Annotated in this window: 14 protein-coding genes and 1 pseudogene; 10 read left to right on the forward strand and 5 right to left on the reverse strand. The window is 57.6% G+C overall.

Annotated elements, in window-relative coordinates:
• The first annotated feature begins 845 nt into the window (after positions 1 to 845).
• The 4 genes from MTDSW087_RS28070 to MTDSW087_RS28085 are packed head-to-tail and all read left to right on the forward strand — an operon-like array spanning position 846 to position 6,407.
• The gene (locus MTDSW087_RS28070) at positions 846 to 1,583 is read left to right on the forward strand and encodes a hypothetical protein (RefSeq protein WP_144768822.1); all 738 of its coding nucleotides are present in this window, start codon (positions 846 to 848) and stop codon (positions 1,581 to 1,583) included.
• On the forward strand, positions 1,576 to 3,459 hold the full coding sequence (locus tag MTDSW087_RS28075; RefSeq protein ID WP_186384030.1) for a glycosyltransferase: 1,884 nt from the start codon (positions 1,576 to 1,578) through the stop codon (positions 3,457 to 3,459). The genes MTDSW087_RS28070 and MTDSW087_RS28075 overlap by 8 nt, the downstream gene beginning before the upstream one ends.
• 39 nt (positions 3,460 to 3,498) lie before the next feature.
• Entirely contained in the window at positions 3,499 to 5,547 is a 2,049-nt protein-coding gene (locus MTDSW087_RS28080; protein WP_144768826.1) for a glycosyltransferase, read from the forward strand.
• Positions 5,544 to 6,407 (forward strand): hypothetical protein, encoded by an 864-nt coding sequence (locus MTDSW087_RS28085; RefSeq protein WP_144768828.1) that lies wholly within the window; start codon positions 5,544 to 5,546, stop codon positions 6,405 to 6,407. The genes MTDSW087_RS28080 and MTDSW087_RS28085 overlap by 4 nt, the downstream gene beginning before the upstream one ends.
• Positions 6,408 to 6,451: 44 nt before the next feature.
• On the opposite strand, the pseudogene MTDSW087_RS28090 reads toward MTDSW087_RS28085, so the two are convergent.
• Positions 6,452 to 6,646: pseudogene (locus MTDSW087_RS28090) on the reverse strand (IS66 family transposase); the annotation flags it as partial.
• A gap of 117 nt (positions 6,647 to 6,763) precedes the next feature.
• Between MTDSW087_RS28090 and MTDSW087_RS28095 the strand changes: the two are divergent.
• Complete coding sequence (locus tag MTDSW087_RS28095) at positions 6,764 to 7,960, forward strand: ISL3 family transposase (protein ID WP_210248317.1); 1,197 nt, start codon at positions 6,764 to 6,766, stop codon at positions 7,958 to 7,960.
• Between the two features lie 412 nt (positions 7,961 to 8,372).
• Positions 8,373 to 8,639: a hypothetical protein gene (locus MTDSW087_RS30510; RefSeq protein WP_186384031.1), complete on the forward strand. Its 267-nt coding sequence runs from the start codon at positions 8,373 to 8,375 to the stop codon at positions 8,637 to 8,639.
• Between the two features lie 534 nt (positions 8,640 to 9,173).
• Here the strand turns inward: MTDSW087_RS30510 and MTDSW087_RS28105 are convergent.
• Complete coding sequence (locus MTDSW087_RS28105) at positions 9,174 to 9,587, reverse strand: HNH endonuclease (RefSeq protein WP_144768830.1); 414 nt, start codon at positions 9,585 to 9,587, stop codon at positions 9,174 to 9,176.
• Positions 9,588 to 9,705: 118 nt separating this feature from the next.
• Entirely contained in the window at positions 9,706 to 10,152 is a 447-nt protein-coding gene (locus tag MTDSW087_RS28110) for a hypothetical protein (protein WP_144768832.1), read from the reverse strand.
• Between the two features lie 608 nt (positions 10,153 to 10,760).
• Between MTDSW087_RS28110 and MTDSW087_RS28115 the strand changes: the two genes are divergently transcribed.
• From MTDSW087_RS28115 to terL, 3 genes are read left to right on the forward strand one after another with little or no spacing between them, the layout of a single operon-like run.
• A complete protein-coding gene (locus MTDSW087_RS28115) occupies positions 10,761 to 12,257 on the forward strand; it encodes a site-specific DNA-methyltransferase (protein WP_144768834.1) in 1,497 nt (498 codons plus the stop codon).
• Complete coding sequence (locus MTDSW087_RS28120; protein ID WP_144768836.1) at positions 12,250 to 12,765, forward strand: DUF5681 domain-containing protein; 516 nt, start codon at positions 12,250 to 12,252, stop codon at positions 12,763 to 12,765. The genes MTDSW087_RS28115 and MTDSW087_RS28120 overlap by 8 nt, the downstream gene beginning before the upstream one ends.
• 12 nt (positions 12,766 to 12,777) lie before the next feature.
• Positions 12,778 to 14,229, forward strand: coding sequence for a phage terminase large subunit (gene terL / locus MTDSW087_RS28125; RefSeq protein ID WP_144768838.1), 1,452 nt, complete (start codon positions 12,778 to 12,780; stop codon positions 14,227 to 14,229).
• A 145-nt stretch (positions 14,230 to 14,374) separates the two neighbouring features.
• Here terL and MTDSW087_RS28130 read toward each other — a convergent pair whose 3' ends face one another.
• Both MTDSW087_RS28130 and MTDSW087_RS28135 read right to left on the reverse strand, forming a co-directional pair.
• On the reverse strand, positions 14,375 to 14,869 hold the full coding sequence (locus tag MTDSW087_RS28130) for an IS5 family transposase (protein ID WP_144768840.1): 495 nt from the start codon (positions 14,867 to 14,869) through the stop codon (positions 14,375 to 14,377).
• Positions 14,869 to 15,069, reverse strand: a complete 201-nt coding sequence (locus tag MTDSW087_RS28135) for a hypothetical protein (protein ID WP_144768846.1) — start codon at positions 15,067 to 15,069, stop codon at positions 14,869 to 14,871. Before MTDSW087_RS28135 ends, MTDSW087_RS28130 begins: the two co-directional genes overlap by 1 nt.
• Positions 15,070 to 15,620: 551 nt before the next feature.
• Between MTDSW087_RS28135 and MTDSW087_RS28140 the strand changes: the two genes are divergently transcribed.
• Positions 15,621 to 16,728, forward strand: a 1,108-nt coding sequence (locus MTDSW087_RS28140) for a pectate lyase family protein (RefSeq protein ID WP_144768848.1), incomplete at its 3' end; no start/stop codon positions are given.

Raw genomic sequence — 16,728 nt, forward strand, 5'->3', positions numbered from 1 at the left:
GCGCCACCACGCGCAGGCTGCCTAACCTCTCAACCAAGGTGGACCAGAGCCTCCGTTCCTGAGCACCGCAAACCGTCTCAAATCATCTGACGACGGACAGTCGGCGCGTCCCGGCACCACGCAGCTTGACCTGATTCACGCCAGCTGAATGCCGCACCTATTTCGCCGCAGCTGGCTAAAATCCAGCCTTATGCGGTACCGCTCTTGAAGACCGGGTGCAAGTTCTCGAATGCGCTCCCGCTGAAATGGCGATGGTCGACCCACGACCGCTGAAGTGATGCTTGCGATTGCCAGTCCACAATGGACGGACTAAAAGAGTCCGGGGCAGCTAGAGCCGTTCCCGATCGCGTTGCGACGGGGCACGGCTCCAAGCCTTTGTTTTGACGCGCTCTCTTTCGCCGAACCGGCATCCACTTCGGCGGAGAGCGCTCTAAGCCCTCAAACGCATGAGCTGCAACCGGTCGGTGCGAGCTCCGAAAAATTGAGCCAACGTGTAAGAGTTTTAAAATGGAAGCTGCGATCCAGTCAAATATAACGAGTTTAAGTATTATTTCAGATTCGTACTGGACGGCTATCAGTTGGCATCCAGCGGCCGGTGAGCTTAGTTTGCTCAATGTTTACCTCTATGTAAATCTGAATTTTTTGCTGCTTCCAAAAAATGTTGCAATATTCGAATTTTGATTCGAATTGTCTCGTAGAATTATTCATAGGAACCGCAAATTATGCGAGCCATATTGTATGCTGAGAAGCTGATATTGATGACATTTTGAAAAGATGAGCTTCGTTACGGAATTTATTCGGCGTAAACCTATCCTAGCATTGTTCGAAGGCAGAGAGCTCTCCGAATGAGTCACGAGGTTGTTCTGTTCCCGAAGAAGACTCGATCAACCTTCGGCGCTGAGTCACATAGTGTTTCTGCAGATTTGATATTTTGCGCAGACCAAATTGTGGTGTTGCGGTTCCCCCTCGCGGGATCTTGCGCTATGCCGCTTTCAGTCGTTCATCCTCAAAATTGGGAACTTTTAACCTGGGCATTCGCGGGTTTTTCTGAACAAGCGGTCGGTAAGCCAACTTGTCTACTTGTTCTCGACCGTCAGAGCATTTTGCATATCGACGACGGATTCACCATTACAATCCAAACTCATGTAGGGGAACTTTACATTCTCCTCAATACGTCAGCATCCAAGGTTAATCTCTCGCTTGAAGAAGCATCAATACTTACCGAGTGCATAATTACAGCATTTAGCCCCATCACAGCACTGCGATTGTCGAAATTACTGATTACGCTCGATGCAGCTTTAAATACATTGTCCTCGAACAAACGAAGTACTAAATTTAGTTTTAGTTTCCAGCCCGGGGAATTGAAGATAGATAATTTGAGTTTTATTCCGTCCTATATCTTGGGACGCACGGGTGTGGGATATGTCTGCATCCCAGTAACCTCGGTGCGCCTCTCTGCGTCGCCTAAAAAGCAAATGTGGCTCGCCGTGGATTTTTCTGTTCGCGATAAATCCGACTTAGACAGAGTCATATTTGTCAGTGAAGGTCGTTACGAAATAGCGGACTCAGATGCGAATGAATGAGATTGTATCCACCGATCCTTATCCGCCTACGGTGTTAGTAGTCACACCGATGCCAGTCTTTCCCGTAAGCGCTGGAAACCGAGTTCGGCTGAATGCAACATGTGAAGCACTGCACCGGGGAGGGTTTGCCGTTGACTTAGCATACATTCAACACGAAGATCAGATCTATAGGCGGTTCGGGCAACACCCCCCCACTGACATTAGTGCAATAGTTTCCAAATTCCAGAGGACTTTCTTAATCCCTGTAGAGAAGTTAATTTCGCTCAAGACTTGGTGCGGCGGCTTTCCGATTGATTCATGGTGTCCAGACGAAGCGATTTCATTCGTTTCTTGGTACTTCGCGACATATCCCGAAACTTGTGCCATTATTGTCAATTACGTTTTTTTGTCGCGCTGCTTAGAATTTGTTCCAGCCGGTGTTCAACGTATTATCGATACACATGATCGCTTTTCCGATCGACATCTCCAGTATTTGCCGTTTAGAAGCGAACCTAATTTTTTCTATACAGATAAGGTAAGCGAGACTACCGGACTTGCGCGAGCTGACACTGTACTAGCGATACAACTTCAAGAGGCTGATTATTTTAAAACGCTTGTCGCAGCGGACGTGCGCCTACTACCTCCAATTCTGACGCAACCTTTTTTCTTAAAATCTCCACGTTGGATTAAATCACTAGGGTTTATTGGTCACGGAAACGATCCGAATCTGTTTTCGATTAGTAAATTCGCGCATGCCTGGTCGGACTCATGGAAAGAGGAATTTCCAACTCTATTTATCGCAGGCGAGATCTGCAACAGTCTAGAAAACTTTAGCCTACGGGGAGTGCGCCTTGTAGGCTATGTTGACCGAGTCGAAACATTTTATGAGCAGATGGATATAATCGTAGCTCCCATGCTAATGGGGAGCGGGCTGAAGATGAAGGTAGCAGAGGCCCTATCGATGGGCATGCCAGTAATTGGAACGCGGATTGCGTTCGAAGGATTTGCAACACGAACACATTTTCATCAGCTCACAGGCGTGGAAGACTGTGTTTCAACTCTTCTATCAATTTATAATAACGCAGAATCTTTGGACGAGCTCACGCGTGAATGTGCTGACCTGCTCAATCGATACAATACTCATTCCTTGGAATGCGAGGCAGCATGGCTCGCTACAATCCCGCGGCGGTCGGGGGCCCGCCCTGCGCCACGGATCTCGAATGAGAAGACTGAAAATGAGGCAATCGTTTGTGGCAGCGTCCTTCTGACATGTGAAACTTCCCTCCGCTCACTTACCACTAACGATCCAGAGATCGGCATCCTCGTCGCAACGGAAAAGCCGCCCTTGCACACTCTTCACGATAGAGGGTTCACTCCAGAGCGGAAACGTTGGTTTGCTCGGTTGCTGCGGAAGAATGAGAGCAGTGAGGATCAACCGACGACGCGCAAATTCTTAGGCGATGCTGGGCTAACTCTGTCACCCGAGTGGGTGCGTAAACGTGTACTTTCGCGCACTAGCAGAGAGTGTATTGCTGGTTACTTCTCCGAAATGCCGGCAAATTGGTCATCCGAGGCAAAGTTAATTGGTTCGAACTGTAACTTTACGGAGGCCGTTGCCATGGTACCGAGTTTCCTCATTAAAAGTCCCTCCCCGGCGGCTGTATTCGTTTTTGATGCTCTAGGGGATGTACATGAGATGCAGCTAAGCAAAATATCACCTTTATCGCGCCCACTAAAGCTTAGGTTTGAGGAAACCGGCAGCCTTACACCTGTACCGAGCGCAGTTACTCTCCTTCCAATAATTGATAGTCATCACGCCACGGTGAATGAATTGCCTCTCAAACAAATACTCATTCTGACAGACGATTTAGTTGGTCGGTTAATTTTTTTATTGTGATCCGTTGATAGATCAAGATTCATCGATCAAGGAATTCAAATGAGTCCTGAGACAATAGATCCGCATTACGGAAGGCTTGCAGCTCTTGTTGAGGCGCAGCTAATCGAAAACGCGCTTGCGCGGAATGCTTTGCGCATCGCTTTCACTCCGGTGTCCGACCCATTGGTTTCGGTAGTGATCGTCTCGCGAAACGCACATTTAATGCTAGGACTTACTCTATATCGCCTTGCTTCTCTTCAGGCGTTAGCTGGTGCAACATTTGAAGTGATCCTTGTCGATAACGGATCTCATTCAGAAACTCAATCAGTCCTCGATCGTGTTGATGGGGCTACATTAATCCGAAATGAGGAAAATGCCGGTTTCGGTCCTGCTTGCAATGCCGGATCCAACTTGGCACGAGGGCGATACCTCTTGTTTCTCAATCCTGATGTTGAACTTATGCCCGGCGCAATAGGCGCACTTGTCGAGCCTTTCGCCGATTCCTCCGTAGGCATTGTCGGCGCTCATCTGGTGTTTCCCGGAGGCATTCTTCAAGAGTGCGGGGCGTTTTTCCGAAATGACGCTCAACTTACTCATGCTTATGGTCGCGGCAATGCAAATCCACTGCTTCCTGAAGGTACATTTCAGCGTCAAGTTAGTTATGTATCAGGAGCTGTCCTCATGATCGAGCGGGATCTCTTTATTGAGCTCGATGGATTTGACGATATTTATAAGCCTGCGTATTTTGAAGATACAGATCTATGTGTTCGTTGTCACCAAAAAGGGCGGCGCGTTATTTATCAGCCACGAGCGACTGCGATTCATTTCGAAAACGCGACCAGTCGGCAGCGATCGGATGTAGAATTTCTGATTGATCGCAACCGTAAAATCTTCCTTGATCGGCATCGTTCTTGGCTATTCCCAGATCCTAGCGTACGACCTCGCTTTGGGGACCGCGAGCACGATAATTGGGCATTGCGTGTGCTTTACATCGATGACGCCGTACCTCATCACGATCTTGGATCGGGCCTGCCACGCGCGAACTTCATTATCAAGGCCATGGACAGCCTTGGCTACCGCGTTACAGTCTACCCAGTTCATCGGGCCGATTCGAATATTTATGATCGCTATCGTGACCTGCCCGATACTGTTGAAATCCTCAATCCGGGTTCAGCGGTGGGGTTGAGTTCCTTGTTCGACGAGCGACGCGATCACTATGATACTATGTGGGTCAGTCGTCCACATAATATCGATCTCGCATGTCAAGTTGCGCAAGATAAGGGATTTTCACTACGCGATATTGTCCGGAAACGCGTTATCTTTGACTCTGAGGCTCTGTTTTGCTTGCGCGACTTTATTGAGAAAGCTCTCCGAGATGGACAGATTGCGGCCCCGTCTTTTAAGCAGTCAGCCCTTCGTGAGACCCGCAATTTCGCCCAGGCCGATCACGTTGTTTGCGTCTCACCTGCGGAAGCGAGTATCCTGAACAATTTTGGCATAACCAACGTCACGATCCTCGGGCACGCATTCGATTTACCTGAAATTCAGGAAACCTGCTTCGCTGATCGGTCTGGTCTATTATTCATTGGGTCGCTTGTCGATCAGATGTCGCCGAATATCGATTCACTCGGCTGGTTTCTAGATTCGGTCTGGCCTATCGTGCGCAACCAATTACCGGAAGTGCGGATGCGGATTGTTGGTCAAATCACATCCGAATTCCGGCGCCGGTTTACAAGACCAGGGGTGGAAGTTCTGGGACGGGTGTCAAATCTGACCCCGCTATTAGCAAATGCACGCATCTCGGTTGCGCCAACGCGCTACGCAGCAGGCGTGCCGCATAAGGTCCACATGTCCGTTGCTCACGGATTGCCCTGTCTTGTGACCCCGATTTTGGCAGAGCAGATCGGCTGGCCAAAGGATGCAGGATATCATGTCTGCGACTGGCGAGATCCAAAAGCCTTCGCGGATGCGCTGCTCCGCCTCTACTCCGAAGCAGACGTTTGGGCCGATCTGCAGCGTGCTGGGCGACTGCAAGTCGATCAAGAATGCAATCCGGCCGCTTTCGCAGCGGTACTGCGTACTTTGTGTGAAAGACCTGTGTTCGCATGAACCAAAGCGCCTTCATAAAACTCATGATCATGACTGCGAGTACCGTCTTTCGCAGACTCACGATCGGCCCTGTGCCAAAACTGTTTGACGCCACCTACTACCTGCGTATCAATAGATCAGCGGCTGATTCTGGAATCGACCCTTACCTGCACTATGTCAGGTATGGAGTCGCTGCTAACTTAAATCCTGCTGAGGATTTTGACACAGCGTTCTATCGTCAACAGACTGGCGAAACACGCCTAGATCCTCTCCAGCACTACAACAAAATTGGCGCAGAAACTGGGTTCGATCCCAGTCCAAACTTTAACACAACCGATTATTTGATGCGGTATCCTGATGTTGCGACTTCTAAATCTAACCCATTGCTGCACTATCGTACGCACGGACGACAGGAAGGCCGCGAAGCAAGGTCTTCCGCGTCCAAATTCGGAACCCTTGTAGCGTTGGAAGGCGTGAACCCGCAATATGTGTTCACTCTGCCTGATGAAGTTGCTGTCGGATTCTCGATCCGTGTTCTACGCGATCTTCCAGTCGAATCACGTGAGTCGCGAGTGCCACGTCTATGTTTCATATTCAAATTCACCCAGGACGAGATTGACCTTCTTATTGATGCGTTCGGAGCCATTCAAAGTGGTGCTCTCTCAACAATATCTCTTGATATTAATTCGGATATCAAACGAATCAAATATACTAAAACAGTCTTGCTTTCCTTTGAATGCTGTTATGTCAAAGACGAACAAACCAAATACACCAAGATTTTTAGATATAGCGAACTTCGCCTGTGGGATTTGCGAGGATACGAGGCGCACCTTGCAGAAATATACCCTGCAGGCTCAACTGAGATAAATATTCATGCGTAGATAAGAAAGTTAAGAGTAATCAACCAGGCCTGTGTTTGGGGAGTTCAGGCACTGACGGATTTAAGGATGGCGCCGAATGGATTGGTGCCGATCAGGCGGGCGGTGTCGACAACGGTGCGGACGGCGGCCTCGCCATCGGCCGCCCACATGGCCCGGTAGCCGTTGGTGACCTTCCGCTGCACGACGGCCGGACACAGCAGCCGCTCAGAGGCATTGTTCGTCGGCTCGACCTTTCCGGGTGTCAACGGGCGCCGAAGTCTGGTTCTGCGTCACTTCGTGTTGTGGGGCGGGCGGACCGGGACCCGCCGTGCCGACAGCGGGTTCGGACGAGGGTGATAGCCGCCCGAGTTCGTCCCATGCCCAAGCGCCTGCGCCCGTTCATTCCGCCCTCGCTGCGTGTCGTCTCTGTCACGTCCGAGCCCCAGCACGTGACTGTGCTTGCGGTGCCACGGTCGCTGACGGCGTGCTGTTCCGCTTGCCGTTTGCGGTCAGACAGCGTCCACGGCTCCTATGGGCGTCACCTCGCCGACCTGCCCTGGCAGGGCCGCTCCGTCGGCCTGCACGTGCGCCTGCGCCGCCTGCGATGCCGCAATCCTGCCTGCCCCCGTCGTACCTTCAGCGAGACCCCGCCGGACGTCGCCGCGCCGCATGCACGGCGCTCGCGGCGCCTCCATGACCTGCAGCGTCATTTCGGCCTCGCCCTCGGCGGAGCACCGGCCGCGCGGCTGGCCTACCGTCTGGCCATTCCGGCCAGTCCGTCCACTTTCCTTCGCTTCGTCCGGGCCGGGCCGACACCGGTCGCGCTGCCGCCGCGCGTGATCGCCATCGATGAGTGGGCATGGCGACGCGGGTGCCGCTACGGCACGGTAATCGTCGATCTGGAGCGCCGGGTGATCGCCGATCTCCTGCCCGATCGTGAGATCGAGGTAGTCGCCGCGTGGCTACGGCGCCATCCTAGGGTCGAGATCATCGCCCGCGACCGGGCCGAGGTCTACAGCGAGGCCGTCCGGCAAGGTGCGCCCGAGGCGGTGCACGTCTTGGACCGGTGGCACCTGCTGCGGAACCTCGGCGAGGCGTTGCAGGAGGTGGTCGGCGGCGAGCACGCCGTGATCCACTCGGTGACGCGCACGCTCGGAGATGAGCGGGCCGCGGCGCTCCGGATCGAGCAGAACCGCGCGCGTCCGGCCACAGCCTCAGATCGTCGCAAACTGGCGCGCCACGCACCGCGCCGTGCGCGTCACGCCGAAGTCCGAAGGTTGCACGCACCGAAACTGGCCGACGCGGCTGACTTGGCAGTTCGCTTCGCACGCATGCCGCGCGGTCAATCCTCGGAGCCAGTCACGGACTGGCTGGCCGCGGCCCGGTCGAGCGTGCTGAAGCGGTTCGCCGCCGGCCTGCAACGCGATGCTGCCGGGATCGAGAATGTGATCGCGCTGCCGTGGTCGACGGGACCGGTGGAGGGCGAGATCAGCCGCCTCATGACGATCAAGCGCAGCATGTACGGACGCGCCGGCTTCGAACTTCTGCGTCAGCGCGTTCTCAACCCGGTCTGACCCACCACACGAAGTGACGGAGAACCACGATGCACCCGGTGTTGACACCACTCACCGCCTGTCCACAGATGCCAGGCGATCCCCGCCAGCACGCGGCGCGCCGATGTTGTGTCCGGACTGCCCGGCGGATCCGCTCGCTCCAGAAAGCGGGCTACCTCGTCCAGCCCGGCCTGCAACACCATGTCCTTCAGACGCGCCTAATGACGCGTCCGATGCTGATCCGTCCACATCTGCTCTCCACGCCGCCCTGCCAGGCGGAATTCGTGTTGGCACACAAGACAGATGGGGACGGCCGGCAGAGGCGCTCAAATAGGCTTTGAGACATACAATCGCGCTCGTTGCTGCGCCGCAACAGGCTGGTAGGGGTTTCTCAGGTAAAGTCGCCGCTTCACTCTCGAGCGAGGCGGCCCCGATGGCGAACTTGCACTTCACGCACACGCCCAACCACCCGAAGGCGCATATCCTGCTGGGCAGCTTATCCGTGACGTGCTCGGTGCTGGAGCGGTCCACCACGCAAGCCCGCATCCGTGTGCTGAACGCGGGGAGCGTCCCCGAGTACCTGAGCGTTGCATTCGACGATGAGACCCGACGCGCACGCGTGGCGTTGCGCAAGCAGGGCGCCCTCGGCCTAGACCTGTGGCTCGATCTCCTTGCGTCCGAGACCGCGGCGGCAGCGTAGGGTCTCCCAGACACGGGCCACCTACACGGCTGAGGTTGCCTCCCACCGGCTTGCACGCCGACGCCTTGGCACGCACGTCGCGAGCGGCTCCTCGCTCCCAGCTGCGTTGTGGCAGCCCGTACTTCAGGTATGTCCGCGTCAACTCCCGGCGGACGAGGTGCGCGCATGATCCGCAGTTCTCGCCGGTCAGCCTGGTCCCGGGCAGTGCCACGTAGCCCTTCGGTGTCGTACCGGTGCGGAGCCGCTTCCGCTCTATGAGCGTTAGCGCACGGTTGAGGCTGAACAGGTCGGAGATAGCGAGACTGGCCGTCGTCATGCTGCCCACGCAATGTCTATCGGATTGGCGGACCACTGCATTGGTCCCCGAGGCGTGATGCAGCGTCAGTGTCATGGCTGCCCCCTTTCGCATAGCGAGCGTAGGCGCTGACTGCGACGTAGAAGCCTCACTCCATCTTCGGCTCCTCTGGTCCTGGCTGATTCTCTAGATCAGTCCGGCCCTAAGCCGGCCGGTCAGGTCAACCGCTTCTGTTCCAGTCAGGGGTCTGGAAGGGCCTCCTCAAACGGATCCAGCTCTGCCGTGTCCAACCAGCGTTGAAGCGGGCGCGTTGCTGCCCGTTGCGGCGGGGCTTTGGGAAAGCCTCTGCTCTGGATCTTGCGGCGATGCGGATCTGCGATGCCGTGATGGCGGTCCCAGGAGCGATTGGCCTTGCTGATGCGGGCCACATCGGCGCGCGTTTTCTTGGCATGGCAAAGCATGCACAGGACTTGGCAATTGGAGAGGATGGGTTCGCCACCAAGCGCGTCGGGTACGATGTGGTCGTAAGCGAATTTGGCAGGCGTGAGGGAGCAGGGACAGCGGTCTCCGTCCGCCAACTGTCCCTCGCAGCGACCCTGGGCCCGATGGAAGGCTGCACGCTGGACAGCCTTGGAGAACTCACGGCGGGCCATCAGGTGATTGGACCCTGAGTTTGCTGTGCGGACTCAAGGCTGATTCCGGCAGGACTCGAGCGTTGCTCTGAGGGTGGCAACGATCGAGGTAGGGCCCGGAGGGATCGACGAGCGGCACTCACGGCAGCGCCTCGAGATCAGGGGTGCAGACGTCGAGCAGGATCGCCGTGCGATCGGTCAGTGATGGGGCGAGGCGATGGACGTGGAATTCGTCGATGCCGACGCGTGCCATACTGGCAAGCCAATTCGCCGCATTGGGACCACACAATCCCTCACTTGCCGCGATGATCGATACGAGGCCTGGGGTCGTATTGGTGCGAACCGCGAGGATGACGGCTTCGGCTAAATCGGTCTGGGTGTCAGCGAGCCGGCAATCAAGCTGAGCGCGCGTGTAGACGACCACAATGTAGCGTCTACCAGATCGACCGCGCCACACCGATAGTGCGTTCAATCCCGAGATGTGGGTGAATGATCTGCCGCGCAAACGCTCATGGCGGACCGGTTCACGCGCTTGCCGATCTGCTTTGAGCGCGCGAAGAGCTGTGTGCCAGGATGGGTACGTCATCGATTGCTCCGATGGGTGCTGCGACACCTCCACAGTGCTCGTTATTGCGGCCGCATCCAGTGTAATCTGCTCCGTCGCGCAGAGAATTCCGCGATCAAATCGAAATCCTCCGAGCATTAACTCGATCCGCGATGGCATCTCCATCTCAGTTGAAAAACGGCGGCCTCTCGGAGTGCGGAAGGTCAACTGGGTCTTGATCGGATCAATGCTGGGGTGGGTCTGCGCGCCAGGACAGCGATGTGTGCCCGTGAGACACCCCGATCCGTCGCAGAGCAATCCGCTCGCCTCATTTTGTTCCGCTTATGTTCTTGACAAGCGGCGCCGTGAAACGCATATCGAAGATCCGGAGCAATGAGCTGCCTTTTCGGTTGGGTTTTCCTTGCCGAAACTAATGCCGCACCTAGACGGCAGCATTTGACCCACAGCGGGTCGTCTGAGGCAGAGCATAATGTGTCAAGCAAACCAGTCTTCGCGCCGCGAAGGCTGCGATGTTGTCTGGCTGCTCTGAAGCTGTCCGAACATCTCAGCCCGCTGTTGGCGCCAAGACCCTTACGGATCTGTGGCGATGCGCTCTGCTGACGAGCGCATCATACAACAGGGGGCTCAGGATGTCGCAGTATTCAAGACGATCAACCCGCAAGAAATCTTCTTCCCTCTCAGATCAGGGTATCGAACCGCAGAGAGAGGCTGCTATCTTATCCAACACCTACCTCGCTGACAGGGTGGAAGCCGTTCCGACCGAGACGCTGAGAGGCTATGCGCGGGAACTGCGGGCCCATAGCGACAAGCAGGTCGCTCAGATCGGGGCGAGCATCCGCGCCTTTGGCTTCCTGGTGCCGGTCGTGGTCGCGGATGACAACACCATCATCGCAGGCCACGGCCGATGGCTCGCTGCGCGATCCCTCGGTCTGCCAAAAATCCCTGCGATCCGCGCCAGCCATCTCTCGCCCGAGCGGGTGCGCGCCTTCCGTCTTGCCGACAACCGGCTGGCCGAGAACGCGAGGTGGGATCGTTCAGCGCTGGCGCTCGAGCTCTCCGAACTCACCGGATTGGTGCTCGATTTCGAGCTTGAGTTGACCGGCTTCGAGACGGCGGAGATCGACCTGATCGTAGATGGCCCTGCTGCAAAGCCCGATGCCGCAGACCAGTGTCCGATGCCTGACCCAGATGGAGCGGTGACGCGGGCGGGCGATGTCTGGCAACTCGGGCCCCATCGCCTGATGTGTGGGTCAGCCCTCGAGAAGGAAAACTACGCCACGCTCCTGGAGGCTGGCCTCGTGCGGATGGTGTTTGCGGATCCGCCCTACAACGTGCCGATCTCCGGCCATGTCTGCGGCAGCGGACGGGTGCACCATCGCGAGTTCGCGATGGCCTCCGGCGAGATGACTGAGAGCGGGTTCATCGCCTTTCTCACGCAAGCCATGAGCCACCTGCGCGATCAAACCATCGACGGTGGGCTGCTCTATGTCGCCATGGATCATGGCCATGTCTTCGAGCTGACCTCCGCCGTCCGCCGCGCGGGATTGGAGCAGCTCAACCTGTGCGTCTGGAACAAGACCAATGCCGGGATGGGCTCGTTCTACCGCTCAAAGCACGAGCTGGTCTTCGTCCTGAAGAAGCCAGGTGCACCACACCTGAACACGATCGAGCTCGGCCGGTACGGACGCTACCGCACGAATGTGTGGGACTATGCCGGCATCAACGCATTCGGACGCGATCGGCTCGCCAACCTGGCTGCCCATCCGACGGTGAAGCCGGTCGCGCTCGTTGCGGATGCCATCAAGGATTGCACGCGGCGCGGCGATCGGGTGCTGGATGCCTTCTGCGGCTCCGGGACGACCCTGATCGCCGCCGAGCGCACAGGGCGGATCACCTACGGTCTCGAACTCGATCCGGTCTACGTCGACGTCGCCGTGCGGCGTTGGCAGGCGCTGACGGGTAAGCCAGCGCTGCTGACGGGGGAAGGCGCATCGTTCGATGACGTCGCGGCGAGTCGGCGGACGATGGCTCTGCAGGCCGACGAGTTTCGAATGTCGGATGAGGGCGCTGGTGCCGCTCGCGAGCAGATGAACCAGATGTCTGCAGAGGGGGCCGCCCATGTCTGAGCCGAACAAGCCGCAGCGGAAGCGGCGCTCCGACACCGACCCTGCATACGAAGTCGGGTACGGCAAACCCCCGAAAGCCACGCAATTCAAGCCGGGACAGAGCGGCAATCCGCGTGGCCGCCCGCAGAGGGACAAGTCCTTGCGCGGCCTTATCGAAGACGAGCTCGATCGGAAGATCGTCGTCAAGGACGGCGGCTATCCGGTGTCGATGACGAAGCGGGAGGTGATCGTCAGACGCCTCGTGGATCAGGCCTGTCAGGGTGATGCCCGAGCGCTACGCGCGATGCGGGAGGTGCTGCGGGAGACGAATCCAGCGCTAGCTGCGCCTCAAACGGGCCAATCCGTTCCTCTCGACCAGACCGATCGCGACATCTTGGCCGCATATGTGGCTCATATTTCAGCCGGTACGCCCCAACCCAACGATGAGGCCGGCAATCCTGGGGATGGCCTTAGGGAAGGCGCACCGGCCGCGGGTGACGTCAGCCCCGCCATCGCAATGCTTCACTGACGGGAGGCAGCGATGTTTGATGAGACCACTCTGCGCGACGCCATCGTGCGTGAGCACCTGTACCTCTTCACATGGCGCGCCTTCGCAAGCCTCCATCCTGGGCACGCATTCCAGCCAGCCTGGCACGTGCGTGCCGTCACCCACGCCCTTGAACGGGTCGCGCGCGGTGAATGCCGACGCCTGTTGATCACGATCCCACCCCGTCACCTCAAATCGATCTGTGCGGCGGTGGCCTTCCCGGCTTGGCTTCTGGGACACGATCCGGGCCTCAAGATCCTGGTTGCGAGCTATGGCGGCGATCTTGCGGCCAAGCACGCCCGCGATTTCCGGAGCGTTCTCGGGCAGGCTTGGTACGCGCACCTGTTTCCGCGAACGCGGCTAGCGCCCGGCGGCAACCGCGAAGAGGAGCAGATCACAACCGCGCATGGAGGGCGCCGAGCCGTCTCCTTGGCCGGTGCCGTGACCGGTTTCGGCGCTGATCTGATCGTCGTAGATGACCTGATGAAGGCCGCCGATGCCAGCTCACCCGTCGAGCGGGACCGGGTGCGGACCTACTACGAGCAGACGCTCCTCACGCGTCTCAACGACAAGGCCACGGGTCGGATCGTGGCCATCCAGCAGCGCCTGCACGAGGATGATCTGGCAGCCTATCTTGTAGAATCGGGGCAGTTCGAGCATCTCAACCTGCCCGCAATCGCGATGGCCGACGAGGTGGTCCCGATCGGCTTCGGTGAACAGCATCGGCGGAGCAAAGGCACGGTGCTGTGCCCGGAACGAGAGCCGGCATCGGTGCTCGAGCAGCTGCGGCGCGAGATGGGTGCCTTTGCCTTTGCGACCCAGTACCAGCAAGATCCGACACCACCGGGCGGAAACCGCGTGCGCTGGGAGTGGTTCGGCATCTACGAGCAGCCTCAGGACCGCGCCTGCTACCAACACATCGTTCAGAGCTGGGACACGGCTTTGACCAGCGAACCCACCAGCGACTTCTCGGTTGGGCAGACCTGGGGTTATCTGGGCGGGCGCTGGCACCTGCTCGATGTGGTCCGTGAGCGCCTCGACTTTCCCGATCTCAAGCATCGGGTGAGTGGACTGGCGAAGCGCTGGCGAGCGGACGTCGTCCTGATTGAGTCAGCTGGCTCGGGCATCCCATTGCTGCAGCAATTGCGGTTCGAAGATGAGCGGAACCGGACATTCGTAAGTGTTAAGCCACGTATCGGCAAACGCGAGCGCTTCGAGGGTCAGACGGCGCGCCTGGAAACGGGGCAGTACAGCCTGCCTCGTGAGGCTGTCTGGCTTGAGCCGTTCCGCAAGGAGCTGATGGCCTTTCCGAACGGCCGTCACGATGATCAAGTCGACAGCCTCGTGCAGTTTCTCGAGTGGTCCGGTTCACCGAGAGGTCAAGGCCTATTTGACCGCGACCCGCTCACAGGTCGGTCATCGGGCACGCGGCGTCGGTCCGGATAAGAGAGATGTGCACCTTCTATGTCAACCAAATTCGCCTCAATATGCTTAGTTACATATATGGTCGACTAGGCTGTGGTGAGAATTTGGGAGTTTGGTCTACCGGATAGGTCTGGATTCAAGCATCTAGGCTGTGGCGAGAATTTAACTATCTGAGCCAGATGCAGATGGCGGCGACGGTTGCGAAGCCGGTGGATTTGCCAAGCAGCTTGTCGTAGCGGGTTGCAACGCGTCGGAACTGCTTGAGTTTGGCAAAGCAACGCTCGACCAGATTGCGCTCCTTGTAGAGGATGTGATCGAACGCATGAGGCCGGCACCGATTGGGCCGTGGCGGGACCATAGGGATCGCCTCAGCGTCCAACACGGTGTCGTGGAAATGCTCGGCATCGTCGGCACGGTCGGCGATGACATGGCCGCAGGCAAGCCCCTCGATCAACTCGGCGGCGCGCAGCACATCGCCCTGCTGACGCGGACCGGCCAGTAGGCGGACCGGATTGCCGAGCGCATCGCAAATCAGATGGATCTTGGCGCTCAAGCCGCCGCGGGAGCGACCCAGGCCCTGGGCATCAGAGCCCCTTTTTCCCGGCGCCCGCCGGCTGCCTGAGCATGGGCGCGCACGATGGTGGCACCGAAGCAGACCCATTACAGGTCTGCCTCCTCGGCCAGAGCAGCCAGAATGTCGGTGAGAACGCCGCCGTGCATCCAGTCGTGATAGATAGCTGGTCGTGGCCCGGGTGGTGGTGTAGCTCGCCGGTAGCGGGAGACCTCGTCCACCGTCGCACCGTTCTCCGCCTGCCGCAGGGCAAGGGCGATGTGCTCGTTCGTGAAGCGTTTGCGAGGCATGGCATCCACCCTCCTTCAGGGTTTAGGATGCCTAAAAAACTTGCGCTCGGCGCGGATCTGTCGGCTGGGTCAGGGTAAATCAGTCGTTCGGCCGCAAAGCCGATCATCTCGCGCAGCAGATCGGCGTCGGCGCTCTTGTCCATTTGCCTGGGCAGGGCCATCATCGCGTCGGTCATCGGGGGTTTCTCGGGTTCGAGGTTGGTGCTCGCAACCCGACTCTACCAGGCAACCCCCGATGACCATCCCGCGAGAGGCCCCGCCTGCTACAGCGCTTTGAAGGGCGCGAAGGCGGGCTCTCCCGCTATCGGCGAGCTACACCACAACCCGGGACACGACCCCGGTGCAGCGCCGCATTTTCCGCTGCGGCAATCTTCGCAGCATAGCGAAGACGCCAGCGGCGGGAGGCGAAAATTCGTCGCCTCCCAGGGCGTTCGAAAAGAACGACCCCATATGCGATAGCCCTGCCCCGGGGGGCAAATCGAACGCAATTGTAGGAATTTAGCCGGAATGATCGCTCTTCATATCAATCGCTTGAACAGGAAGTGCTGCGAATGTTCAAATTTTTCCTGCTTTTGGGATCCTTTTTTTCTACTGAAGCATTATATATGTCCGCGCAAGCAAATGACATTTTGCTGCCGGATCGCATGTTCGGGAACGAATTCGGCAATACCGATGTCGGCTTTGGCCCTTTGAAGTTTCGCCATCGGCAGGAAGTTAAAATCATCCCGACCACAGATGCGGTCCAGATCCCGGGTTCGGTGTGGACTCCGTCGGCACCAGATCTGACGACGAACTCGGATGCGCACGCCACCACGGCCTTCGTCCAAGCTCTATTGCCTTCGATCCCGGTCGAGCGCTTCGGCGGCAAATGCGATGGCGTGACCGACAATCTTCCGGCCTACAACGCAGCCAAGGCTGCATTCCCGAGTGGCATGCGTCTCAAGCTGCCGGCCGGAGTCTGCATGACCAGCGGTCCATTCGATCGTAGTGGCCGTTCCGGCATCTACATCGAAGGCGCCGGGCGACTGGCGACGATACTACAGGGTGACGGAAATTTTCCGATCATCCAAGGTATTAACACTCGATCTACGATCACAAACGGCAATGGCGTCAACCGTCTGACGCTCAAGTGTGCTGGAAAAGAATTAGACAAAGCTAATGGTCTTAAGGTCAAGTATGAAAATGAGAGCGTACACGAGGATATCCGCGTGCTCGGATGCAATCACGCCTTCGATTTTACTCATATCTGGCAGGTCGTGCTCAACAATTTTCGCATTACTGGATCCGGAACCGAGCAGAACAACATCGGCATCTATATGGATGCCAGCACGGGTTTTCCGAATGAGCCAATTGATAACGGCCTGATCGCCTCGGACGGCCAATGCCAGTACGTGGCGACGGGCTGCTACCGCCTCGTGAACTTCCAGGGCTCTAAGTTCACCAACGTTGAGGCTGGCGGTGGCATCTATGGATGGTATCTCTGCGACGGCACGGACGCTACGATCCCGTGTCAGTGGGGACACTTCGCCAACATCCAGGCTGATACGATCAGCGGGCTATGGTCGTGTCCCTTGGCGTGGTGTAGCTCGTTGAGAGCCATCGCGATCACCGGCTTGGGCCGGGAGGATCAGGCTGCCAGGGTGGGCAGGCTGACGAGGG

The sequence above is a fragment of the Methylobacterium dankookense genome (assembly GCF_902141855.1).
In the GTDB taxonomy this organism is placed as follows: domain Bacteria; phylum Pseudomonadota; class Alphaproteobacteria; order Rhizobiales; family Beijerinckiaceae; genus Methylobacterium; species Methylobacterium dankookense.